General features: G+C 46.1%; 18 protein-coding genes and 3 pseudogenes. 12 read left to right on the top strand and 9 right to left on the bottom strand.

What is annotated here, in order from left to right; genetic code table 11:
- Positions 1 to 99 precede the first annotated feature (99 nt).
- Positions 100 to 1,068, bottom strand: a complete 969-nt coding sequence (locus tag NC796_RS25105) for a CapA family protein (protein ID WP_310688574.1) — start codon at positions 1,066 to 1,068, stop codon at positions 100 to 102.
- A gap of 244 nt (positions 1,069 to 1,312) precedes the next feature.
- Here NC796_RS25105 and NC796_RS25100 point away from each other — a divergent pair.
- Positions 1,313 to 1,522, top strand: a pseudogene (locus NC796_RS25100) (ATP-binding cassette domain-containing protein); the annotation flags it as partial.
- A 293-nt stretch (positions 1,523 to 1,815) separates the two neighbouring features.
- On the opposite strand, the gene NC796_RS25095 reads toward NC796_RS25100, so the two are convergent.
- From NC796_RS25095 to NC796_RS25085, 3 genes are all read right to left on the bottom strand, one after another.
- Entirely contained in the window at positions 1,816 to 2,220 is a 405-nt protein-coding gene (locus NC796_RS25095) for a hypothetical protein (protein WP_310688572.1), read from the bottom strand.
- 347 nt (positions 2,221 to 2,567) lie between these two features.
- Complete coding sequence (locus NC796_RS25090; protein WP_310688571.1) at positions 2,568 to 3,149, bottom strand: hypothetical protein; 582 nt, start codon at positions 3,147 to 3,149, stop codon at positions 2,568 to 2,570.
- Between the two features lie 105 nt (positions 3,150 to 3,254).
- Positions 3,255 to 3,404 carry a hypothetical protein gene (locus NC796_RS25085; RefSeq protein ID WP_310688570.1) on the bottom strand — a complete coding sequence of 50 codons (150 nt, stop codon included), beginning with the start codon at positions 3,402 to 3,404 and terminating at the stop codon, positions 3,255 to 3,257.
- 378 nt (positions 3,405 to 3,782) lie between these two features.
- On the opposite strand from NC796_RS25085, the gene NC796_RS25080 reads away from it, so the two are divergent.
- Positions 3,783 to 4,430, top strand: a complete 648-nt coding sequence (locus tag NC796_RS25080) for a hypothetical protein (RefSeq protein WP_310688569.1) — start codon at positions 3,783 to 3,785, stop codon at positions 4,428 to 4,430.
- A 29-nt stretch (positions 4,431 to 4,459) separates the two neighbouring features.
- Positions 4,460 to 6,004 (top strand): hypothetical protein, encoded by a 1,545-nt coding sequence (locus NC796_RS25075; protein ID WP_310688568.1) that lies wholly within the window; start codon positions 4,460 to 4,462, stop codon positions 6,002 to 6,004.
- A 303-nt stretch (positions 6,005 to 6,307) separates the two neighbouring features.
- On the opposite strand, the gene NC796_RS25070 is transcribed toward NC796_RS25075, so the two are convergent.
- The 4 genes from NC796_RS25070 to NC796_RS25055 all read right to left on the bottom strand — a co-directional run bounded on the left by NC796_RS25070 (position 6,308) and on the right by NC796_RS25055 (position 9,780).
- On the bottom strand, positions 6,308 to 7,441 hold the full coding sequence (locus NC796_RS25070; RefSeq protein ID WP_310688567.1) for a hypothetical protein: 1,134 nt from the start codon (positions 7,439 to 7,441) through the stop codon (positions 6,308 to 6,310).
- Positions 7,416 to 8,537, bottom strand: coding sequence for a DUF3419 family protein (locus NC796_RS25065; RefSeq protein ID WP_310688566.1), 1,122 nt, complete (start codon positions 8,535 to 8,537; stop codon positions 7,416 to 7,418). Before NC796_RS25065 ends, NC796_RS25070 begins: the two co-directional genes overlap by 26 nt.
- A gap of 13 nt (positions 8,538 to 8,550) precedes the next feature.
- Positions 8,551 to 8,973 (bottom strand): hypothetical protein, encoded by a 423-nt coding sequence (locus NC796_RS25060; RefSeq protein WP_310688565.1) that lies wholly within the window; start codon positions 8,971 to 8,973, stop codon positions 8,551 to 8,553.
- Between the two features lie 177 nt (positions 8,974 to 9,150).
- Positions 9,151 to 9,780, bottom strand: coding sequence for a DUF3365 domain-containing protein (locus NC796_RS25055; protein ID WP_310688564.1), 630 nt, complete (start codon positions 9,778 to 9,780; stop codon positions 9,151 to 9,153).
- A 1,354-nt stretch (positions 9,781 to 11,134) separates the two neighbouring features.
- Between NC796_RS25055 and NC796_RS25050 the strand changes: the two genes are divergently transcribed.
- The 9 genes and pseudogenes from NC796_RS25050 to acsA all read left to right on the top strand — a co-directional run bounded on the left by NC796_RS25050 (position 11,135) and on the right by acsA (position 23,524).
- Entirely contained in the window at positions 11,135 to 11,305 is a 171-nt protein-coding gene (locus tag NC796_RS25050) for a hypothetical protein (RefSeq protein WP_310688563.1), read from the top strand.
- Positions 11,306 to 11,450: 145 nt separating this feature from the next.
- Positions 11,451 to 11,858 (top strand): TraR/DksA C4-type zinc finger protein, encoded by a 408-nt coding sequence (locus NC796_RS25045; RefSeq protein ID WP_310688562.1) that lies wholly within the window; start codon positions 11,451 to 11,453, stop codon positions 11,856 to 11,858.
- A 662-nt stretch (positions 11,859 to 12,520) separates the two neighbouring features.
- Positions 12,521 to 13,798: an MgtC/SapB family protein gene (locus NC796_RS25040; RefSeq protein ID WP_310688561.1), complete on the top strand. Its 1,278-nt coding sequence runs from the start codon at positions 12,521 to 12,523 to the stop codon at positions 13,796 to 13,798.
- A gap of 1,011 nt (positions 13,799 to 14,809) precedes the next feature.
- The gene (locus tag NC796_RS25035; protein ID WP_310688560.1) at positions 14,810 to 15,511 is read left to right on the top strand and encodes a DUF4469 domain-containing protein; all 702 of its coding nucleotides are present in this window, start codon (positions 14,810 to 14,812) and stop codon (positions 15,509 to 15,511) included.
- Positions 15,512 to 15,893: 382 nt separating this feature from the next.
- Positions 15,894 to 16,259: a GxxExxY protein gene (locus NC796_RS25030; RefSeq protein WP_310688559.1), complete on the top strand. Its 366-nt coding sequence runs from the start codon at positions 15,894 to 15,896 to the stop codon at positions 16,257 to 16,259.
- Positions 16,260 to 17,095: 836 nt separating this feature from the next.
- On the top strand, positions 17,096 to 17,932 hold the full coding sequence (locus tag NC796_RS25025) for a universal stress protein (protein ID WP_310688558.1): 837 nt from the start codon (positions 17,096 to 17,098) through the stop codon (positions 17,930 to 17,932).
- Between the two features lie 4 nt (positions 17,933 to 17,936).
- Complete coding sequence (locus NC796_RS25020; protein ID WP_310688557.1) at positions 17,937 to 18,839, top strand: universal stress protein; 903 nt, start codon at positions 17,937 to 17,939, stop codon at positions 18,837 to 18,839.
- Between the two features lie 65 nt (positions 18,840 to 18,904).
- Positions 18,905 to 21,631 carry an HAD-IC family P-type ATPase gene (locus NC796_RS25015; protein ID WP_310688556.1) on the top strand — a complete coding sequence of 909 codons (2,727 nt, stop codon included), beginning with the start codon at positions 18,905 to 18,907 and terminating at the stop codon, positions 21,629 to 21,631.
- 156 nt (positions 21,632 to 21,787) lie between these two features.
- Positions 21,788 to 23,524, top strand: a pseudogene (gene acsA, locus NC796_RS25005) (acetate--CoA ligase).
- 20 nt (positions 23,525 to 23,544) lie between these two features.
- On the opposite strand, the pseudogene NC796_RS25000 reads toward acsA, so the two are convergent.
- A pseudogene (locus NC796_RS25000) lies at positions 23,545 to 23,765 on the bottom strand (IS630 family transposase); the annotation flags it as partial.

Here is a 23,765-nt window from a genome sequence, read left to right as displayed (position 1 = left end):
ACTCCCGGCAGCAGCTGGTCGATCAACTCATGAGCTACATCAAAGACTATAACCAGAAGAACGCAAAACCATTCAACTGGACCTATGGAAAAGAGTACCTCACGAATTAAGTGGTAATGACACTAGGGTAGGAAAGTATAACAGGCTAAGTTCACCCCGGTACTCTTCATGTCCTGCAATGCCCTCGTAGTCGTTAATCAAATCCCCGCAGCCATACAGGACCAGGCGATCGCGATAGACTTCGATGCCTTTGGGATGATGCGACGAGTGACCGTGAATCATATCAACAAACCCGAAATCGATAAGCTGGTGGACAAATTTTTGCTGTAACTTCGGCACATCATAGCCCCAGTTGCCACCCCAGTGGATGGATACCAGCACAAGGTCCCCTTCGCGACGAAATGATTCTATATCACCTTTTACCTGCTTTATCCCCTTCTGTCGCAGGTTTTCTAACAGGTTGACCCCGGGACTACCTTCTCCGGCTTTCCAGCTTACTGGTACCCCAGCAGATAGATCGGCGTAAGAGAAAACCAGCAGGCGGCCATTCTTGGTCTCGATAACGGCAGGCGTAGCTGTCGAATCCGCGTCCATGCCTGCACCCACGACAGAAATCCCATGCTTATTTAATGTGTTTAGGGTCTCATCGAGCCCCTTATATCCCCAATCCAGGATGTGGTTATTCCCCAGTACACAGACATCGATGCCGGCTTCCGTGAGCAGAGGTGTATTACCGGGATGCATCCTGTAGTGGATTCCTTTTTTCTTCCAATAATTATCACTGGTCGTGACGGCCGTTTCCAGGTTGATGATACTCACATCGGGTCCCATCTTTTCCAGTACCATCAGTGCGTCTCCCCACACATAATCAAAAGTGACATCATTGGGAATAGCCCCGGAATGGCGTGTAGCGAGGTCAACATACCGCCGTGCACTTTTTACATATCGCTCAAAAAGGACCGGGTCTACAGAATGAGGCAGGACTTGATCGATACCCCGGCCAGTCATCACATCCCCGGAGAGGGACAGGGTAAGTGAACCATCGTGAGAAGTATCAGCATTCTTCATAACAGGTAACCCGGTGAATAAGACGAGTACGTCACTGAAAAAGCTTTGTGATTTTGTACTGGAAGTGATCTGTAATGTACAAAATTATCCCTTGGCGCCCCCAACGGGATGACTTGCAAATTTCTTTGAGAGAAATGCCTGAGTCTGTAGGTAAATCGCCTACAAATAAGGTTCCATTCTCAGGCAATGGGTTCAGGGATTTCTTTACAAAACCCATTGTGGGATTGATTGTAAAATGTTACCAATGAATGAGGAAGTGCCAAATACCATAAGCCGTCAAACGATATTTTCTACCCGCGGATTAACCAAAGTTTACCAGATGGGCGTTGTGGAGGTTCGGGCTTTGCGCGGCATTGATATGGAGATATATGCGGGTGAAATCGTCGTCCTGCTGGGCGCATCAGGGAGCGGAAAATCGACACTCGTAAATATCCTGGGTGGACTTGATACCGCATAGGAAACCTCCCTGCTGTTTTTTTTGTCAGACCAGATAAGATATTGGTTGGATACCACCCTCGATTGTGATAGCCCGGGTGGCAAAAAAAGTTGGAGAAACATCCAGTTCATCTCCAGGCATGGGACGGTTTATTTCCTCTTGGCCCGCGCCTCAAGTAAGCTGATACGGTCGGGCCAAGAACAGATATAATATACTCACTACAATTATTAACAGAATAACGGCCACTACACAGGTTAAAAGGGACTGTGAATTAATTTGTATTTTCATGTAGCTGACCTCTAAAATTATTCTCACTTTTTAAGTCTTAACTTAAATTCTTGCACCTCTTCTTTACACTGAATCGGAATCTCATTATCAATTTGTCTCGGTACTTCTGGACTTATTACGATGTAAAGCCATGCATTAATCCAGTATGACCACTCTTCGCAGGAAGATTCTTCAACTTCCGCAGCTATCATAAACTTCCCTTCCATATCGGTCATACCCTCTGAGACTCTCTCTTCTTCATCTCTAAAAAAGCCTGGTTTAGTACGGTAAAGTACCACTTTCACATCTTTGAGCGGATTTCCATCTTCGTGTTTAACCGCCGTCCCGGAAATGGATATATTAATTTTGGGCTCATCCGGAGAAGTCGTGTTGCATCCAATACAAATGATGCTCACAATTAACCATATTTTTGAGATTGAATATTTCATTGGCTATCCCCTCCTGATTCCTTTTGTAAAACCATAATAGTATAGATATTACTTTTCCAGAAAATTTATTGAGCGAGATGTGCGTGATGGGAAGTAGGTGAAAACAGTACACTGGGGAGGTGTAAAAGTATGTTTTCATGGGACTGGTTTCTCCAATTTCAGCTCCTTCTATATGTTTTAAACCGGGGAGCGGCCAGCAGCTGGCCTTGGTTGATCAGATTGAATAATCATACGTTATATCGACATCAAGGGTGTAATATAGCATTTGGTATAAGCTAGATCCATATTGTAAAAAGAGAGGCTGGCTACGAGGATAAGACCCGGCCTGTTCATCCTACCACCGGTATTCAATATTGATTCCATATCCCCAAGTCCACCCATCGGTTGTAATTCTCACCCACAGGCTTTCGCAGGTAAATACCGGGGACTATCTCATTGAATGGACGCGCTACCCCTGCCCGCAATTGAGAAAATCCGTCATTGAAAAATTCCGTATCATTTCCCGCATAGGGACTTCTGCCATTAATTCCCAGGTAGGCCTCAACAGTTGAGGTTCGGTACAGGCCTGTTAAGCCGTAAAGAAGGAAAAACATATTCTCAGAATCTTTTCGCTCATCCCAAACCGTCCCAAGCCTGAATTTAATAGCCATGGGATCCTTGACGGGTTTTACAAAATTGACTATTAAAGGTATTGCCCAGGTATTGGAAACAAAGGCTTCAAATCGATCGCTCAATTCGGATCGCAGGCCGGTAGACTGAGCGGTAATTTTATTGATCTTTGGCTTGGGGGTTGTAGGTAGCCTGAAACCAAACTCTATAAAAAAATGCCCATCGGTTTCTTGTGTATCTTTCCGCAGTATTCCACCGATATAGATATTCCCGATAATTGTATTCTCATAGTCAAACTCTGGAGAAATGTATTTCTCCACAAATCCTAAATACGAGAATGGCAATTCTCCTACTAAACTGATTTTTTCTGAAATACCTATTTCGCCTGTTAAAAAATATACGGAACTACCGGCTGTCATTTTTTCCTAAGCTGACCCCATTTCGTCGCTAAAAATCGGCTTATCCCATTCGAGCAAGATTTTATTCGATTGTGAATCGCTTAGCCAAGGCGACTGGGCATAACTGAAATTAACCGACAAAACAAGCATCAAACTTGATAATATTAGTTTAGCCATGATATACCCTCCTGATATTCTCTCTGTTTTTCTCAATAAGAACTATACTTCAATTCAAATATCTTTCTCTTCTTGATTGTTCATTGACAGGAAAACTTTCGCTTTTCGGTAAGGTGAAACAGTACAGAGGAAGGGGAATAAAGTTAGACTTGCAAGCCTTCTTAGAACGAAAATCAAGAAATTAGAAATGGAATTCCCATCCTGCTTTCCCTTACAAAACGATGATATCAATGCATTACAAATCATACTGAGACTTTATTACATCCTCAGATTTTAGATAACGTTATTGTAAAACAGTAATAGCTGTACAAACGTCAAGAATATAAACACGCTATAAAATACTGAGCGGCAGATTTGTATTGGAAAGAGAGGTTGGGGGTGAGAGCAGTATCTTATATCATTCTAGTGTTCGTTGCTTGTGGGACCTTTCTGCCCGTTGAAGCGTCTGCTTGTCAAGGGAGTCACATCATAAACAGGACAGCGTTATCGGCTCCGGAAGATACCACCACAAAGACAGATGATCCCCTTCCACTGGCAAGAAACAAAAGCAACTTTTCGCGCCCGTTCTTCGAAACTACTCACTTAGTCTTTGGTGGGGGAGTCATGTTCAGCGATTTTTCGGAGCTTGATCGACTGGCAGTTGACAAGCCTAATACGTCCGTACACTTTGCTGTCCAAGCGTGGTTTCCTTTACAGCGAGAAGAACACGGTCTCTACTTTATAGGTGGGTGGGATATCGGAAGCTCATCAACATTTAAAGCGCTGCTTCTCTACCAGACTCCATTTAGACTTTTTGTAGGAGGAGGTGGTGGTAAAACCATTTTCTCAGATGATTCGAGTAACTTGATTATTGAATCATCTCAAAATCATGCACTATTGGCTGTTGGGTTAAATCTGGACGACCGCTTCGCTAAACTGATGGTGACGGTTCCTGTAGGGTCTTCGTTGACTACAAACTTTGAGAATCAAGCCTACTCCATCAGGCCCGCAGGTGTTCAGGTGAATCTATTGCTGTCGTTACGGTGATAAAAATTTAAAAGTAGAAGAGGTACGCTATGAAATACCCAGTCTTACAAATCTCAATAATTTTACTGTTGACGTCATTATTCCTCGACGGGTGTTACACCTCCCAATCCGTGACAAGTTTTACTGAGCTGGAGGATGCTGATTCTGATCTGGATGCCATTCGAGCACTTACCACGGACAGCAGCCTATATACCTTTGAGACTTTTTCATTTACTGAGACTACCCTCAGGGGAAAAGGTACCGTCAAAAAAGAAAATGCAACTGAGGATTTTGAAGGAGCCCTTTCCTTTACTGATATCGTATTTATTGAACGCCTTGAATCCAATGGTTGGAAGGCCCTCTGGATCGTCCCGATGAGTATTGCCATTGCCTCTGGCGTAGTATTATTAATGGAGCCTTCAGAGTTTAATATGAGGCGGCCAAGCGAGGGATCATGCCCGTTTGTCTATTCTTATAATGGGTCTAGTTTTGTACTGGAGGGAGAGGCTTTTTCTACAGCCATTTCTCAAGCCCTGGAAGCGCAGAGCTACCATGTGCTTTCATCCTTGGTTCCCTCAGGTAATGAACTTACGGTGCGTGTCCGTAACGAACGACCAGAAACCCACCTGTTTAATAGTGTTGATCTGTTCGTCGTTGATGCAAAGGGTGCCAACACTGTTGTATTGGACACCCAAAACAGGGCGTGGCCGATTTATTACCCCATCCCACCCGTTACTGCTCAGGATCATTCAGGAACTAATACTTTACATTACGTTGACAAAAAGGATGGCAACTATTGGAAATCTGATCTGAAAAATATCTTCCATAATGCAGGTTATCGGGATACCCTCCAGGGCCAATTTGAGATACCACCAGGTACCTCGGAAGTCACATTGGTTGTGGATGCCATAAACAGCCGTCTCATTACAGAGGTCTACCGAGCTGCAGGTGGGATTATAGGTGATGAAGCACTTTCGTTTTATCATACTCTGGAACACGATCCGGATCTGAAGAGCTATTTTGAGGACTGGATCCAACGAAGCAGCCTGCTTGTTGAAGTAGCCGTCGGGGATAGCTGGCAGGAAGCAGGCCGGATATTGCCGGAAGCCAACGAAGTGCCGTTTACCCGGGCGGTGCGCCTGCAGAATCTTGATAATACAGGTCAGCCACTTAACGTGCGAGTCTCGTCAATGACGGACGTTTGGCATATTGATGCACTGTCGGTGGATGTTTCCAAGCAGCCGCCGCTGGAGATGTATCCACTGGAGATGACGGAGGCGGTGAAATCTGGTAATGTCAATGTTGACCAACTGGTAACCAAGAGCGATTCCCTGTATGCCATAACGCTTCCTCCTGATTATATAGATCTTGTTTTTGATGGAACACCGGCCGCCGGTCTGGAGTATCCGGTATTTATATTTGCAGCACAGGGATTCCTGTATGAGTGGTTCCCTGAAGCCGGTGATTTTGTGACTGTAGCGGCGAAAAATTGGATGAATAAAGTTGACCGAAAAGAGATGCTCAAGCGGTTCAAGCAGCAGGAGAATTTATTCCTTTATTCAATATATTCAAGATGGAGCCTGACAAATCGATAGTGCACTGCCAAACTGATCTAGTCCCGCCCTTTGTTCTTCTTGACTCTTAGTGAGGAAGCAGGTTAGCACCTTTGGGCATGTTGTGTAGAAGGAATAGATCTCTTCTTCTTTTTCGGACCTTTGCTCCGGGCTGTTCGCGAATCCAAGGCCTGAAAAATTTACCATACTATAAATAAATACGATTGATCATTTTTCAACCAGAATACATAATTCACTATCTCATTTTAGAATTATTTGAATGAGTAATAAGAATAAGAAAAGCATATGTAAGGGAATATGTTCTTCATATACCGCCATGGGTAATTAAATCTGGACGGCATCGGCATAGATCAGTGCCGGGCTAATGATTTCCTGTGAGTCGAATCCTTGCAAAGTGCCCAATATTACATTCGAGCGAACCTCCCTTGAAAGAAAAGCACCTGCAGCTTTTAAGAGTGGATCGTCAGAACTGCTTCCAAATATGATTGAATGGTAGCCTAGCTTTCGGTAATGATTGTAGACATGTCGCAGTAACGCCTCCATGATTTCGGGATCGCGATCTTTAACTGCAAACTCTGCAATGGTTATGTCCTTTAGCGCTTCCCCGGCGGTTGGCAGGCTGGCAGCCCCCAAGATTGGTGCCACCATATTGTAAACCCATCGCATCAACCTCATGGTGGGACCATATGTCTGGATCCTGTTCTTTTTCAGGGCGGTCATATCCCACACTGAACACACCCCTACTACATCATCTCCCGATACCGCCAGGTAATAATTTTCAATACCGAACTGGGGTCGTTCAGCGAGGTTTTGCACAAAAATCTCCTTACTCATTCCAGGAGCCAGGAACCTGGACCTATGCTCCTCTTTCAGCAACTCTACGATGCTATCAACATCGGCCAGTTTTGCTCTCCTGATGGTGTATGTTCGGCTCAGCCTTACGGCTTTAAGCAGTAGAATATTGATCATCGAGATTTGACTGACGACCCTGGAAGAAAAGTACCCGTGGCCAGAAAGCTTCATCGCGGGTATATTTTGTTCCAATATGTATGCATAAATGTATTTGACCTCCCTGTTTTTCTGTATTATCCCAGATAAGCGATCCGATAACAACCGGAGGAACACCCGTCCCAGCCCTTTCCGGAAAACGTGTATGTTACCCAGGTAAATTACATCGGCGATACGTCGGTTCACATACCGTTTTTGATAGGATGCAAACGCATAGCCCAACAGCTCGTCACCTTTGAACAGTCCCAGGCATCGATATTTATAGGAGGTCAGTTGCGGAATAGCGAAAATATCCGGGGAACGATCAAAATAGATCCGGAACTTGCCGGCCTCTACCGGTGATTCTTGCGTTAGCTGAAGCAGCCGCTCGTTCCATTCCCGTCCCAGTACTCGTAATTCAAAGTCAGACAGGTCTACCGCACTATTATTCAGCCGTTCTGTCTCCATCATTTTTCACTTTGAATGGGATTAAGCTGTAAAAGGGAAACCGATCTTCATCCTGTAGCTGCTTTCCCCATGCATAATCGAGCTGAATATTATCCGGCAATCGCGAAGGAACAATCCCGGACGAATGGATATAGCGGGTCAGGCCCCGGGCGTTGTCGCCGGCTCTTTGGGAAATGATGTCCATTAACGCCATAAAGTCATCTTCCGTCAGCCAGTCGCTGACGTTTGAAAGCGCAAACTTGTTATAATGGCCGCGGTCAGCCGTTTCAAGGATGTCGGTGTATGGCACTTTTATAAACTGAAGACGTTCTTGCTCAGTTTGCAACCGCTCCCTGCCCGCCGGACGGAGATACGAGGGCAGTGCTTCCTCAAACAGCACGCGGTTGAACAGTACAAACTGGAGCATCCAGTTTTCGCGGACCGACGTATTGGTGCAGAAATCTCTAAACTTGGCGTAGAACCTCAGCCCGATATTCTGTTGCCCCATATGTATCAGGCCCTGCTCGGGTATGCCGCCTCTCCGGTAAAGACGCCGGTGGAACATCAGCTTGAAGAGGTTTTTCAGCAAGCCCGTCCGCAGTTCATGGTCAAAATACTCCTTTTGTGCTTCAATTCCCTTTGTTTCAAATAGCCCCAGAATTTTACGATAGCCCCCCAACAGCCATCGCCCCAATGGGGCAAATCGGGCGATGTACGTTTCATATCGCCCCAAGTGGATAGGGCCATGCTCGAACGCCTGCGGATTATCCAGCCAAAAACTCATTTCTTGATCGGGCAGTGTATCCATAATCTGCTCAAACCAAGCCATCCTGTTCGATCGGTCTGAGGGGAGGTATCCCAGGAAACGGGCCGCATCTTCGGTTTGTAATGAAACCGAGGCTTTTAGCTTGAGATTTGAAAGAAATAGCTGCGATTCCGCTATATCAACAGCATCGATTGTAATTGATTCATGGCTGTTTACCAGCAACTCCAGCGGCACTTCTCCCGCGCTGGCGATACACAATATACGGTCACCAAGAACCGGCTTCAGCGCTCTCACCTCGCTACGGGGATCATCTTGGGAAACTCCAAAGTCATATAAATATGTTCGCTTTAGCATTTAGAATACCTCCTCAGAAAGACCATTTTAAAGTTAGTCCCGGAGTGGGAGGCCGCTTTAAATAGTTCGTTGTTATCGGTTCAGCAGTAATATCAAAGCGTACCCTTTTCCATTTCATTGCCTTTTTTGAGCTACCTATAGCCGCCCCAATTAAGGCGCCGGATACAGTTCCAACTGCTGCTCCTATCAGAAACGCTTCTGCCGGGGTAAATTCTATAATACACCATTCATCGGGATCGCAAGGTTCATTAGAAGCCATAGAAATAATTCCAATGGTCAATGCGCCTATGCCTCCACCAACGAGCGCACCGCGACCCGTTTGCCTGACTTCTTTACGTAATTCCAATTGCTCAACTGCATCAAGGGGAATCTCTGTCCAGGAATCTTTGGAAAACTCGTTTGTAACCCGGACCATTCCGGGAGTAATGCTGTCCACCTGTCCAGTAATTACACTATCTGAGATCGATGGCGCTGTTATCCTGATTTGATCCCCTTCACTTACCCCTTTAATCTGGGCCTAGGCAGCCTGCGGGATACCTGGTGAAAATACCACTAAGGCAATAGCTGCTATTATTGTTTTCATTTTCTCTCTTGATATCGATTATAGTGAATGCTATTCCGGTTCTGACTTCATCTCCTTGTTGACAAAAAAGGCCTCTGGGAAATTAACCGACCAGATTCCTCTTAGTTCCCCAAATTCAAATCCAGTGGCTTCGTCATTTGGATACAGTTTTTGAATGGTTGCGAGATCGTCTTCCTGTATATCCATGCCCGGTTTCCCGTGGCAACTCAGGCACAGTGCATTGGTAATCCTAATCGGCGCGTGATACACGGCTTGGTCTCCTGCAGCGTATACTAACGGCTTCAACTCGGCCTCCTGCTCTATCTGCTCCAGGTATTTGTTAATAGATGCCAGCTCCAGGGAGTCGGCGCGATTATCGGGATTCCTGGGACGATGAGAGGCTCGGCGCAGCTCCACACCAAAATTGGTCGCCAGGGAATCGGTCAGTGGCATCGCTTCAATATTGCAGAACTGCACCGCGTGCTCCACTCCGCCCTCCCCCATGGCCTGTTTCAAGTTGGAGCTTAAGGTTTGAAAGGCAGCCTGGGTTATTTTTTGCCCCTCCGCTATTACCGCTGTCGTATCAATTGCGGCATCCCTGGTTTCGGGTCGCTGTTCATTTTGCTGTCCGCAACCCATTAGTAATATAAGAATGAGTAATACAGGTGCTGGTACTCTCATAATGTAAATGTATGATGAATTAGGATTTATTACTGATTGAAGACCTATTTATTGGGTCAGAATCAGTTTCGTCTGCGCAATTCAACCTTATCCATAGCGCGGGAATTAATTCCCGCGTAAGTGAAAGGCACGTTTCAAAAAAGACAAAGACCTTCCGACCTTCGACTTCATTAATAGTGGCTAAATTTTGCTCCTCTTGCTATAGGAAATTGACGCGCCTGCTTGTAGGGCTGACTATTACGGATGATTTCTGTCATGAAGGGCATTTCATTCAGGGAAGGCAGGATTTGAGTACTTACTTATCTATTTTCTGACAGGCATCAACAGTCGCTCCTACAAGGATATCCCCACATGCCCGTCAGCCGATCCCTTTCATACCTCACGATTTGTCTTATGTATATTGAATTTAATATTTACAGAGAGCAAAATAAGAGAGACGCTTGGGGCGCGTGAGGTGTCCCAGGTTTTTGCACTCAACAATAATTGTTTCAACTATGGTCGTCGTATAGCGAGTCTTCGGCTAGAAATGAAAGAGATAAATTGTGAAATGTAAATAATGGCAGTTCGATATAGAGTACAAGAATGAAATTAGAACCGGGATGTACAGGTTAGAGGATCTGTTGGATGGTAATGTTTACCTGAGAAAGAATCCCGTTAATCCCCTAATCCAGCCCATCCTGATTCCAGGCGGAATGTAAAATTAGAAGGTCTTACATACAAGATAATCAGCCATCACCAAAGCCTTCTCGCGATGACAGGTATTATTTTGAGTAATCCTTACATCGAACTCAGGTTAAATAGTATAACAAGGGTTAGTCAAATATAACGTATGGGTCCGGAATTGTAGCAGTATTCATATAACAACAAAGAGAGGCGATATGCTACGAATTATATCATATATAATACTGGGGATTCTGCTCGCCCAATCTTGCGCAAAACTAAAAGGACCAAATCAACCAATAGAAAAGGCTCAACCCCGGGGCGAAATCCCTGTTGATAACTCCGGGCTTAACCAATATAGTAGCCAAGCCCAAATTGAAACCCAGTGTCTAAATAAGATTTCAGTGATCTATAACAAACCTATGTAGGACATATCATTAACGGATGTAAGAGAGAATCGATGGAATCACCTAGATTTTAAAATTAGGCAAGGAGAATCCCTACAAGGCTTTAATTATTTCCCTTTCAAAGCACATTAAGCTCATCTGTTATAATGGGACCCAAATTTAAACTAAACCAGTATTTATTGTTTTGGCATACCCAAAGTATTCATCAGGAGGGATGCTCTTAGGTATTTTTCCCAAAAATTTATAGAACAGTAAGAGATTTATAATTTGATACAGGGGATTAATGAATGGATGAGATAGAAAAAGTTTCGAAAGAAAAACAGACCGCTTTTAACAACCACTACCGCCACATTCATCGAACGTTTGATAAGTATTACGAGGGAAATAGCAGCAACCGAAATCAGCTATCACACATCTCGTATAACATATCAATGAAAGATCGTGTCGGCTTTCGGTAGTTGTCTTTAATAGTAAATCTTTCGCCAATTATGGAAGATGAAAACGTAGCACACAAATTAATATTGAAGCGTAGTAAGAAGAGTTGGTGGCTATAACACAAATTAAAAAGGATTTCTTTTTTTAAAATAAATTATAAGCAGGATTATGATAAACGAACAAAATAAGAGCATATCCAAAGAGCATATATCCCCCTACAATGATCAAGAGCTTGCCTATTTTCGCCAAATTATCCTCGATAAACGTACTGAAGCTACCCGGGAACTGGAGGCCCTTAAGAGAGCTCTACAGGAAGATATAGACAATATAAACACCAAGGTAACCAACACTTCCCACATGGCTGATGTTGGAACTGATGCCAGGGAACGGGAAAAAATATATATGTTGCACAACCGTACCCGGAAATTTATCAGTTACCTGGACCGCGCCCTCCAGCGGATCGACAATAAAACCTATGGGATTTGCAAAGCAACAGGTGAAAAAATATCGAAAGGCCGATTGGAAGCAGTGCCACATACCCAACTAAGCATTGAAGCCAAAAAGAAACAGCGGTGACAGTTGTAATCATTTACCTGACTACCTGCCACTGACTACTAATAACAGCTTTATTAACGTATTTAGCGGTTAGATTAGATGGCAAAGAATCAAGAAATACCCTCTGTGTCATCCCGGGCCCCGATCCGGGATCTCGTAGTGGCACTAAGCGCTGATCTGTTGAGATCCGATATCAAGATAGAGGCTCTGCGAGATCCTGAAACAAGTTCAGGATTGACACAAAGACTACTTTTAAGCGCTAAAGGCGTCTTCCCATTAAACACTAGTAAGAGGGCAAAGCGGAGCAAGTCCAACCAATGACCCCAAACGCTGATCCAGTGCATCTCGGAAATCCTTGCCACTGGCCCTTGGCGGATTATAGTGCACAACACAAGGTATAACAGTGATTTACTACGTACGGGCAATTTCGAACCTGTACTGACAGTAAAAACTAGAACCCGGATTTACAGGATTAGAGGATAAGCAGGATGCAGATTCAAGATAAATCCAGAAAATCCAAAAATCCTGCCCATCCTGATTCCTGGCGGAATGTATTTGCAGGAATCCAGTGCTGTGTAAATTAACATGTCTTTTATCCTGGGAAAGTTGATATTAATGTATAACTACTTGTTTGTTTCTGGAGAGATGGACAAAAAGCGAATACAAATTTAAAACCCGTATTTGTGGATCAGGAGACGAAAATATTATGGGACCTTTTTGCTGCCTTGGGCGTGGGCTTGCTTATTGGTATTGAGCGCGGTTGGACCGGCCGGGAAGAGGATGAAGGGGACCGAGTTGCAGGTATTCGAACCTTCAGCCTGGTCGGGCTACTGGGTGGACTTTCTGCGGTCATGACAAATTACGTGACTCCATGGATACTGGCAGCCATTCTGCTTGCCCTTTCCGCCCTGGTCATAACTTCGTATGCCGTTGAGACGGTAGTCCATAAAAACAAGGACCTGGGCATTACCACTGAAATTGCCCTCATATTGACGTTTCTACTTGGGGCGTGGGCCACGTTTGGTTATCGTATATATGCCCTTGGAGCCGCCGTGTTGGTCATGGGCCTGCTGAGCATAAAGCCGGTACTGCACCGATGGCTGCGTATGATTGAAGTTAAAGAGATCTACGCCGGCATTAAGCTGCTGCTTATTTCTGTTGTTTTCCTCCCACTTTTACCAAACAGGGGGTATGGGCCGTGGGAAGCACTAAATCCCTATTGGATTTGGTGGATGGTGGTACTGATATCCGGACTTTCATTTATAGGATACATTTTTATCAAGTACAAGGGCGAACGACTCGGTACGATATTGACATCTGTTACCGGCGGGTTGGCTTCTTCAACTGCGGTGACGCTCAGCCTTGCGCAATTTGCACGGGAACAGAAGCAGGTTGTCAGCAATATTTTTATTGCAGGGGTACTCATTGCTTCGTCAATCATGTTTATAAGGGTGGCTATTGAGGTCACTGTAGTAAACGCGGAACTGCTACACCCTCTCTGGATCCCCCTTACCACCATGTTGGTTCTGACTGTAGGAGGAGGTACCTGGCTGTGGAAGCGCCATCGTGATTCAACGAATGACCCCCTGAATCTGGAACTAGAAAATCCACTTCAACTTAAGACCGCCATACAGTTCGGGGTGCTGCTGGGGGTTATACTGCTGCTGGCAACAGCTATGGAAAAGTGGTACGGGGATGAAGGCATTTACCTGCTGGCCCTCTTTTCCGGCTTGATGGATGTGGATGCCATCACTCTTTCCTTATCTCGTATGGCGCAAAATGGTACGAGTCCACAAGTGGCCATAATAGGAATTGTAATAGCGGTTGTAAGCAATACATTCGTCAAAGCGGGTCTCTTTGTTTTTTGGGCTGGATTTCAAAAGAGCAAGCCCTTGATTTGGCTTGTCATTCTGGTAGCGGCTGGCGGCCTGGCGTCCCTGCTTATGATAACAGTCGGGTAACCTGTGCTAACGGTGGAGTAACAAACAAATCCTACTTTCGAGGGCTGGCCAGGTTGGATTGGCATGAGGTTGATTAAAAATTGGAACCGGGATGTACAGGATTTAAGGATGAACAGGATGAACATGTCTCTGCTATTGAACAAAGTAATCCCGCAAATCCTCTAATCCTGCCCATCCCTGATTCCAAGGATGAAGTGTGAAATAGGATGTGATATCACTGAAAAGATGGTCGGTTTGAAACTCCGTCCTCTAAAAGCATTCACAGGTAAACAAACTACAAAAGAAGAAGTGATTGGAGTAGCGTCAAAAGCGGCGAGGTGCAGCATAAGCATGAGGCTGAATAAGCGAATTGGAACCGGGATGTACAGGATTTAAGGATGAACAGGATGAACACGTCTCTGCTATTGAACAAAGTAATCCCGCAAATCCCCTAATCCCGCCCATCCTGATTCTAAGGATGAAATGTGAAAATAGGATGATATCCCATATAGGATAGTCAGCTGTGCCTACGGGAGAAAAATCTTTCTCGATAAGGCATAAAATATACTACACCAATCCAAGTACGGGGTTCAATTTATAAAACAGTAAGAGGCCCACCCTGTGGTGATGATGCTGTGTCATCGTGAATGTGTTACCCATTTGCTCGCACATTTTGGCCCCGGCAGCGGTATAATTCATCTATTTCGTTCGCACTTGTACCTTGAAATTTCAGGGTCTGCGCGTCATAACACCCGATTTATTTTTTTTGTAAGGATCCAGCTTCAGAGCGGTCTTATTATTGGTGTACAACCAAGAAAGAATATTCATTATTGAAGTAAGAGAATCTATCTGCACCAACTATTTTGTTATTGGTTACCGGGTACTTGTTATTGGGAATCGCTCATGTAGCCGACTACTTGCAGTTGACAACCAAGAAGCATATGCCAATTAACTAATAACAGCACTAGAGAGATCAAGAGTGATACGATCTCAGGTACAACAAACAATAACATTAAAACACTATTCCAAGTTATGCTAAACTACAGCTTATATGATAACCACTTTACTGAAGATGACCCCGATGACCGCCTTGCGCGTCCGGTGGATGTAGCCGGGAACTCCCGCGATGACCTGATCGAAGCGATCACCGGCCCGGGTTCCATCCTCAAACCCACCGAGACAGAGGCCGTCATTAACAACTACTGGGCCACCATTGCCGACTACGTACGGCGCGGGGAAACCTACAAAGATGACCATATTAGCATCCATTTCGGCATCAGCGGCACCTTTACCGGCGATGACGACCGGTTCGACCCGAACCGCCACTCGCTGATCGTCAGCGCCCGCCTTAAGGATGCCATCACCGGTGCCGCCGAAGAGGTGGAGCTTCGAAAAGTGGATTCCGACCGCGTGGCCCCCGAAATCGAGACAGTCTACGACTGGGGCAGCGAAACCAACGATGATATCCTTACTCCCGGCGACGTGCTGGAGCTCTCCGGCACCCACCTGAAGATCCACGACAACCTGGAGGAGGAGGGCGTGTTCTTCGTCAGCCAGTCCGATGATTCGGAGGCCAAGGCGGAACAGATCCGCACCAACGAGCCCAAAACGCTGACCATGCGCATCCCGGAAAGCCTGGCCGCCGGCCCCTACCGGATTGAGGTGCGCAATACCCATCATGACAGCGATACTTTGCGGACGGGGATTTTCAAACCCGTACTGACGGTTGAGTAACCAATCAGTCCTAACCTTATGAGCCCTGCGTGTACCCTTGCCGCAGGGCTCTTATTATTAGTAGCTGGTGTTCGCGAAGTCTCTGCCTACCCTACGCGAAGCCTTTGCGTACCCTGCGCGAGACCTTTGCGTAGACTACGCGGAGCCTATGCGTAGGGTAGGGGTAGCCCTTTAGAAGTCTGACCAAGTGTATGAGGTTGAATAAAAATTAGAACCGGGATGTACAGGATTAGAGGATGAACAGAATGGTTATTGCAAGTTACGTCAGAAGTAATCCCGTTAATCCTTTAATCCTGCCCATCCTGGTTCCGACGGTGAGTGAAATAGGATGATATCACCGAAAAACGTGAATTCCGAAAACTCTGATTCAAACGAAGAAATCATGAAATTGGATGACCTTACATACAAGATAATCGGTTGTGCCATGGATGTGCACAATCTGCTGGGTAATGGTTTCCAGGAGATTATTTATCAACGGTGCCTGGCCCTGGAGATGGATGAAGCCGATCTGCATTTTGGCAGAGAGGTGGAACAGCCCATCTACTATAAAGAACAGCGCGTTGGCACAAGAAGAGCAGATTTCGTGGTAGATGACAGGGTTTTGGTAGAATTAAAGGCAGTAATCAATTTAGAAGATGTGCATTTGGCGCAGGCCAAAAACTATGTAACGGCCTATGATTTCCCGGTGGGCCTGCTGATCAATTTCGGGGCAACAAGCCTGGAATTCAAAAAAATATTCAGGGCCTGATTCGTCGTGCAACACAACAGGTTAATGAACGAAGCGATTATATTCACCCTTAAACGGATTTAGTCTTTTCTTTTAGGGGAAGAGAATTGGAACCGGGATGTACAGGATTAGAGGATGAACAGGATGATCATGTCTCTGCTATTGAACAAAGTAATCCCGCAAATCCCCTAATCCTTCCCATCCTGATTCCAAGGATGAAGTGTGAAATTGGATGATATCCATACAGGATAATCGGCCATCATCAAGCCCCTCTTTCGCGATGACAGTTATTCTCCCTTGGGGAAAGGGGCAATACGTTGGATCACCAAAAAACGGGGTTATCAGGGAATTACCTATAAAGAACTGAAGCAGGAGACCGGGATGAGAGCTTATAATGCCTGCGCTGAAGGAAGCAGTGGAGATAAAGGTTGAATAAAAAATTGGAACCAGGATTTACAGGATTGGAGGACCTGCGGGATGGTAATGTTTATGTAAGAAGGAATCCCGCAAATCCTTTAATCCAGCCCATCCTGATTCAAATGGTGGTGTCCCCGATTATTGGCTAACTGTAGTACTTTTGATTACAGCCGTCTAGTTGCTGACCCTACAGCGCATTTTATCTTCTGATACTATCTTCTCATATTATCTTAATAATCGTAATAAACTAATAGAATAGCTTTAACATAGATTTTTATAGTATCTGCTTTATCAAAAGTAACGGCGCAACAATTTTCAATTGGATTATCATAGGGTCAACATAAATGAATCGCACTATAATATATCTATGGTCATACCTCACTTATCTTAACTTTTCCAAATGCCTTTAACTGCAATTTAAATAACGACCAAAACAACCCATGGCAATCAAATTTAACAATATTTTCTTTCCGACAGACTTTTCAAACAATGCTCAACGAGCGCTACCTCTTGCTGCAGAAATAGCTTCTCGTACAGATTCAAAACTAATCATGTTCCATGCAAGCCAAAGTGCCCTGGATTTTGCCCCTGATTTCGAACAGCAAAAGAAGAAGGCGATCAATAAAGCCAGTCAACAATTCGATAAACTTATAACCGATCTTAAAAAAGATGATCAATACAAGGATTTAGAGATATCAACAGTATTGCAGTCAGGACATCCCAATGTTGGACTACTTGCAAAAGCCACCGAATATAACGCTGACTTGATTGTAATGGGAACGAAAGGCGCCACCGGAAATCGAAGTGTAACTTTTGGTAGTGTTGCCTCCAGCATAATTAATAAATCGGATATTCCGGTACTTGCAGTGCCTCCGGGAGGTTCCCTTGATGACCTGAAGCATATCACATTTACCACCGACTACCATGAAGGGGACTTCAATGCGTTGAAACAGACCATCGATTTTGCAGAACTGTTCAAATCAAGTATTGATATAATACATGTAGCGGAACAGCGCAGCCTGCTGGCAGAAATAAAATTCAGGGGATTCAGGGACCTTGTCAAAGACCAGACCGATTATGAAAATATCTCTTTTGAGATTAAATATGATTACGATTTTTTCCCTGTGATGGCCGATTACTTTGTTGATAACCCAAATTCCCTGTTGGTGATGGTCAGATACCAAAAAACATTCTGGGAGAAAATGGTTGAAAAGGCTCACTCCAAAGAAATGGGCTTTTATACAAAAGTCCCGCTACTTGTTTTGATTGGAGAGTGAAGCTATGCCTACTAAAATCAAAAACATTCTGTTCCCAACAGATTTTTCGAAGAATGCCCGACAAGCGTTGCCATTAGCGGCAAAAATTGCCTCCCTTACCGGATCCAGACTAATCTTGTTCCACGCAATCCAGGTTGATCTGTATTTTGCACCTAATTTTAAACAGGACCAGGTGAAGGCGGTCAACAAAGCCGATCAACAACTCGATAGGCTTATAGGGGACCTCAAGAGCGATGAACAATACAAGGATATTGAAATATCAAGAGTATTGGAGTTAGAACAACCCACTGCTGCGATATTAGAAATATCCAGCGAATATAACATTGACCTGATAGTAATGGGTACGAAAGGCGCCGCCGAATATCGGGATGAAATTTTGGGCAGTGTTACTGCTACCGTAATAAATAAATCGGCAATTCCAGTACTTGCAGTACCTCCGGGCGGTTCCCTTGATGACCTGAAGCATATTACATATACCACCGACTACCATGAGGGGGACTTGCAGGCCCTACGAAAGACCATCGATTTTGCACAGCTGTTCAATGCAAGTATTGATGTAGTACATATAACGGAACAGCGCAGCCTGCTGGCTGAAATAAAATTCCGGGGGTTCAGGGACCTTGTCAAAGACCAGACTAATTATGAGAATATCTCTTTTGAGCTTAAATATGGTTCTGATTTCTTTCCAGTAATGGCTGATCATTTCAATGAAAAACCCCATTCCCTGCTCGTTATGGTCAGGTATAAAAAAAACTTCTGGGAGAAGCTGGTTGAAAAGGATCACTCCAGGGAGATGGCCTTCTATACCAAAGTCCCGCTGCTCGTTTTAGTTGGAGGTAAAAAGACAAAAAGTAAAGCTATAAAAGAAGGTAAGGGAGCAGAGTATCCTTCTAAAAAAGAACATTAACATGGCTCCCAATTCTTCAACAAAAAATGCAAGTAATAGATTGCATAAAAGAGAGTCTATAGCTTATGGCCGATCAAATAGAAGCCCCGATTGATGTTGATTTTAATATATCCGAGCAGCCCTGGTACACTCTTACCGCAGGAAAAGTATGTGAGATAGTCAAAACCACTTCTGAAACCGGATTGACTGAGGAGGAAGTCGAGAAGCGCATAAGCTTTTTTGGTCCCAATGAAATTGCCACGGAAGCCGGGTTGACCCGCTGGCAGATCCTCATTCATCAGTTTAAAGATCCGCTGATCTATATTTTGCTGGCAGCGGCTTTTGTGACCTTCGTGCTCCAGGATTACGTTGACTCAGGCGTAATTATGGCGGTGGTCCTGCTAAATGCTGTCATCGGCTATGTCCAGGAAAACAAAGCCCAAAGTGCTATACGGGCTCTCTCCCGATTGTCGGATCCCAAGGCACAGGTCATCCGCAAAGGCCGTGAGATTGAGATACCGAGCCGTGACTTGGTACCAGGAGATATTGTACTGCTCAGCTCAGGCGGACGGGTGGCTGCAGACATGCGCATCCTCATGTCAAAAGGGCTGGAAGTGGATGAGTCGGCACTAACCGGGGAATCCGAGGTGGTCAATAAACAAGTAGATCCGCTTCGAACGCCCAACCTCGTTCCCGCCGACCAGAAAAATATGGCCTTTGCCGGTACTATTGTCACACAAGGCCGGGCAAAAGCAGTCGTGGTACGCACTGCGGATTCAACGGAGCTGGGAAAGATAGCCTCCACCGTCAAGGAGATCGGTATCATAAAAACACCGTTGCAGGAGAAGGTTGACAGGCTGGGCAAGAATATCGGTAACCTTATTCTGGGGTTTGCATTGCTAATCGCTGTGATCGGGATCCTGTATAACATGGATCCCTCGGAGATTTTTATAACAGTTGTCGCCATGGCAGTCTCGGCCATTCCAGAGGGATTACCAGTGGTTCTTACGATAACCCTAGCCATCGGGGTACGCAGGATGGCCAATCGGCGGGCCATAATCCGATCTCTGCCTGCGGTTGAAACGTTGGGCAGTACCACAGTCATTGGCTCAGACAAAACGGGCACGCTGACCAAAAACCAGATGACAGTGCGGCAAATTTGGGCCGATGATACACTATTTGAGACAACAGAAGCAGGGTACCAGCTTGAAGGAACGATTAGCAAAGATGGTAGTGTGGTAACTCCTTCAACCGAAAGCGGGCTTTTCCAAACCCTCCTGGCGGGTACCCTGGCCAATGAGGCTAATGCAACGGCTGTTGAGAGGGGAGAACCGCAGGGCGATCCCACTGAAATTGCACTGCATGTGTCGGCCTATAAAGGAGGGATCCGCCTGTCTGATATCCGCCTGCAGAAAGAACAGTTGGATTACCTGCCATTTGAACCCGAGCGAAAATTTATGGTCACCTTGAACAAAAACGAAAATGGTCAGACCATTTTTATGAAAGGGGCCCCGGAAGCGGTTCTGGACCGGTGCAAATACCAGCTGAAGGATGGCCAGCTCGTACCTATTGATCCAAAAAAAGTTAAGACTGTTTCAAAACAGATGGCCGCCCAGGGGCTCCGGGTGCTGGCAATGGCCTACCGGAGTACGGAATCGGAATACCTCGATGACATGTCCGTTTTGGAAGAAGAGTTTGTGCTTACAGGCCTTCAAGGGATGGAAGATCCCGTACGGCCCGAAGTCGTAGAAGCGGTGCAAAGCGCACAGGAGTCCGGGATCCGGGTAATCATGATAACCGGGGATCATATTGATACGGCTATAGCAATCGGGCGGCAGCTTGGCCTGGATCCTGAAGGCCACGGAGCACTGGAAGGGAAGGTGCTGGACAGGCTCTCGGATGAAGAGCTCGATCTTCAGCTGTTGAATATCAATATCTTTGCCCGTGTTTCCCCCAAACACAAATACCGCATTGTTGACCGGCTGAAACAGTCGGACCATGTTGTGGCCGTAACCGGTGATGGGGTGAATGATGCCCCGGCACTACGGGCTGCTCACCTTGGGGTGGCGATGGGGAAAAGTGGTACGGACGTAGCCCGGGAGGCATCCGATATGGTCTTGTCTGACGACAACTTCGCTACCATCACGGCCGCTATTGAAGAGGGAAGAATTGTGTTTTCTAATATCCGAAAGGTGACCTTTTTCCTGCTTTCCACGGCAGTTGGCGAACTTATCGTAATATTGATTGCCGTTCTGATGAATTGGCCGCTCCCGTTTATCGCCGTTCAGATTCTTTGGATAAACTTGGTCACCAATGGACTGCAGGATATAGCCCTGGCTTTTGAACCCGGGGAACCGGGCATACTGAAACGCAAACCGCGTCCCCCGAAAGAAGGCATACTTACAGGCCGTTTAATGGAGCGCCTTGGTGGAGTGGGACTTGTGTTAGCTGCAGGTACACTAGGAACATTTTGGTGGATACACCAGCAAACCGGGGACCTGGATATGGCCCGAACAGCAGCGATGACCCAGATGGTGGTATTCCAGTTTTTCCACGTCCTTAACTGCCGTTCGCTGGACAGGAGTATATTCCATATCAATTTCTTCTCAAACAAATTTTTGTTTGTCAGCCTGGTAGCCGCTCTGCTTGCCCACTTGGCTGTGCTTCATGTTGGATTTTTGCAGACGATATTCCGCACCATGCCACTCAGCAGCGATCAGTGGATGTTAATTGTCGGGGTTGGTTTCTTAGTCATATTAGGTGGTGAAATTGACAAATTCATCAACCGCTGGCGAAAGAGTCACATTGGGTGAAAATTAGTAGCATGATATTTCCATTGAGATTATTTCAGAGAATGCAATGATCCTCGATGTAGGAAATCCATCTACAGCTAAAGCATGGATTCCCTCTGTAGCCTGTCCCCCGGGATTGAATATACTTTAGAACATGAGGTCAAATGAGAGAATCCAATGCCCGAGAAAGAGATCATAGCGCCACCCGTTCAGACTGTTTCGCCCAACCTGGCCAACTACGAGCAGGAGTATAAATCCTTCAAGTGGGAACAGGTCCTCAACGAATTATCGGGATTTCCTTGAAGAAAAGGCTTGAACATTGCCCATGAAGCAGTGGATCGGCATGCCATAGGTAAAAAGGGAGTGAAGGTGGCGTGGCGCTGGATCGCTGAAAACGGGACAGTCAGGGAGTTTACCTATAATGAACTGAAGCAGGAGACCAACCGCTTTGCAAACGTGCTGGTAAAACTGGGCATCCAGGAGGGAGATGTGGTGTGTACGCTGACGGGCCGCATCCCGGAACTGTATATCACGGCGCTGGGTACCCTAAAAAACGGTAGCGTGTACTGTCCTTTGTTTTCTATTTATGGACCTGAACCGATCTACCAGCGACTAAACAAAGGGAAAGCCAAGGTCTTGGTTACAACAGAAGCGCTGTACAGGAAAAAAGTAGCCGGGCTGCTGGATCGCCTGGAGCACCTGAAATATGTGCTCTTGACCGATGCAGAAAAAGAACAGAACGGCCGCATCCGCTCCCTGCCAAAACTGATGGGCCGGGCCAAGAGCAGCTTTAAAGTTGTTGCCACAGCACCCGATGACAGGGCGTTGCTGCATTTTACGAGTGGTACCACCGGCATGCCGAAAGGGGTTATCCATGTGCACCAGGCGGCCCTGACGCACTACATCACAGGCAAATATGTGCTGGATTTTCATCCCGACGACCGGTTCTGGTGCACCGCCGATCCCGGCTGGGTGACCGGCACCTCATACGGCATCCTGGCGCCCCTGATGCACGGCATCACCAACATTGTGGTAGAGGCCGAGTTTGACGCCCGGCTCTGGTACAAAATACTGGAAGAACAGAAGGTCACCGTATGGTACACCGCTCCCACAGCCATCCGGCGGCTCATGCGAATGGATATCGATGTACGAAAAGAGTACGATTTGAGCGCCCTGCGACTGATTCTCAGCGTGGGTGAGCCCCTAAATCCCGAAGCGGTACGGTGGGCGCAAAAAACGCTGGGCATGCCGATACTCGACAACTGGTGGCAGACCGAGACCGGGGGCATTATGATCGCCAACTATCCTTCCATGCCAGTTAAACCCGGGTCGATGGGCAAGCCCCTGCCCGGTATCGAGGCCGCCATCATCACACCCGACCATGAAGGATCTGAACCTGCTTTGATAAGCACGCCTGGTGAGTCCGGTCACCTGGCCCTGAAAGCGGGGTGGCCGTCGATGTTCAGGGGATACCTGGATGAGCATGAGCGATATGTGAAATGCTTTGCCAACAATTGGTATCTCACCGGTGACCTAGCCAGCAAGGATGAGGATGGGTACTTCTGGTTTGTGGGACGTGCCGACGATATCATCAAAACGACCGGGCATATGGTGGGCCCATTCGAGGTAGAAAATATTTTGATGGAGCACCCGGCCGTGGCAGAGGCGGCGGTGATTGGCAAACCGGACCAGATGATGGGAGAACTGGTGAAAGCATTCGTCACTCTGAAGAGCAATTTTGAAGCAACAGAAGAGCTCAATCTGGAGATAAAGGGCTTTGCACGGGAGCGACTGGGACCGGCCGTGGCCCCAAAAGAGATCGAGTTCACCGATGAGCTGCCGAAAACCCGGAGCGGAAAAATCATGCGCCGGCTGCTCAGAGACCAGGAAAGAGAAAAGGTTGAAAAATCATAAAAGTTAACTAGTACTTAGATTCATAAATCAGCGTAATTATCCGACAGCTTTCCCGGTTTGACGAATTTCTTTTTCCATTCAAAGGGTGCGGCCTGTTTATTGTGCGCTTTGGTAAACGCATCGATCGTCCGGCGGACCTGATCGGTCGAGGTAAAACTGTTGGTTTTCAGGGCTTTTCGCGTGAGGATACTGAACCAAATTTCCACCTGGTTCAGCCACGAGGCGTGGGTGGGGGTATAGT

The sequence above is a fragment of the Aliifodinibius sp. S!AR15-10 genome (genome assembly GCF_031569985.1).
Taxonomy (GTDB): domain Bacteria; phylum Bacteroidota; class Rhodothermia; order Balneolales; family Balneolaceae; genus JAMQKA01.
The sequence above is the reverse complement of the archived record's forward strand: the minus strand, read 5'-3'. Positions and strand labels throughout refer to the sequence as shown.

What these genes read in the sequence shown, in the direction of transcription:
- NC796_RS25105 (WP_310688574.1), bottom strand. Translation starts at nt 1,068, where the DNA reads ATGAAGAATGCTGATACTTCTCACGATGGTTCACTTACCCTGTCCCTC.
- NC796_RS25095 (WP_310688572.1), bottom strand. Translation starts at nt 2,220, where the DNA reads ATGAAATATTCAATCTCAAAAATATGGTTAATTGTGAGCATCATTTGT.
- NC796_RS25085 (WP_310688570.1), bottom strand. Translation starts at nt 3,404, where the DNA reads ATGGCTAAACTAATATTATCAAGTTTGATGCTTGTTTTGTCGGTTAAT.
- NC796_RS25075 (WP_310688568.1), top strand. Translation starts at nt 4,460, where the DNA reads ATGAAATACCCAGTCTTACAAATCTCAATAATTTTACTGTTGACGTCA.
- NC796_RS25070 (WP_310688567.1), bottom strand. Translation starts at nt 7,441, where the DNA reads ATGATGGAGACAGAACGGCTGAATAATAGTGCGGTAGACCTGTCTGAC.
- NC796_RS25065 (WP_310688566.1), bottom strand. Translation starts at nt 8,537, where the DNA reads ATGCTAAAGCGAACATATTTATATGACTTTGGAGTTTCCCAAGATGAT.
- NC796_RS25055 (WP_310688564.1), bottom strand. Translation starts at nt 9,780, where the DNA reads ATGAGAGTACCAGCACCTGTATTACTCATTCTTATATTACTAATGGGT.
- NC796_RS25050 (WP_310688563.1), top strand. Translation starts at nt 11,135, where the DNA reads ATGGATGAGATAGAAAAAGTTTCGAAAGAAAAACAGACCGCTTTTAAC.
- NC796_RS25045 (WP_310688562.1), top strand. Translation starts at nt 11,451, where the DNA reads ATGATAAACGAACAAAATAAGAGCATATCCAAAGAGCATATATCCCCC.
- NC796_RS25035 (WP_310688560.1), top strand. Translation starts at nt 14,810, where the DNA reads ATGCTAAACTACAGCTTATATGATAACCACTTTACTGAAGATGACCCC.
- NC796_RS25030 (WP_310688559.1), top strand. Translation starts at nt 15,894, where the DNA reads ATGAAATTGGATGACCTTACATACAAGATAATCGGTTGTGCCATGGAT.
- NC796_RS25025 (WP_310688558.1), top strand. Translation starts at nt 17,096, where the DNA reads ATGGCAATCAAATTTAACAATATTTTCTTTCCGACAGACTTTTCAAAC.
- NC796_RS25020 (WP_310688557.1), top strand. Translation starts at nt 17,937, where the DNA reads ATGCCTACTAAAATCAAAAACATTCTGTTCCCAACAGATTTTTCGAAG.
- NC796_RS25015 (WP_310688556.1), top strand. Translation starts at nt 18,905, where the DNA reads ATGGCCGATCAAATAGAAGCCCCGATTGATGTTGATTTTAATATATCC.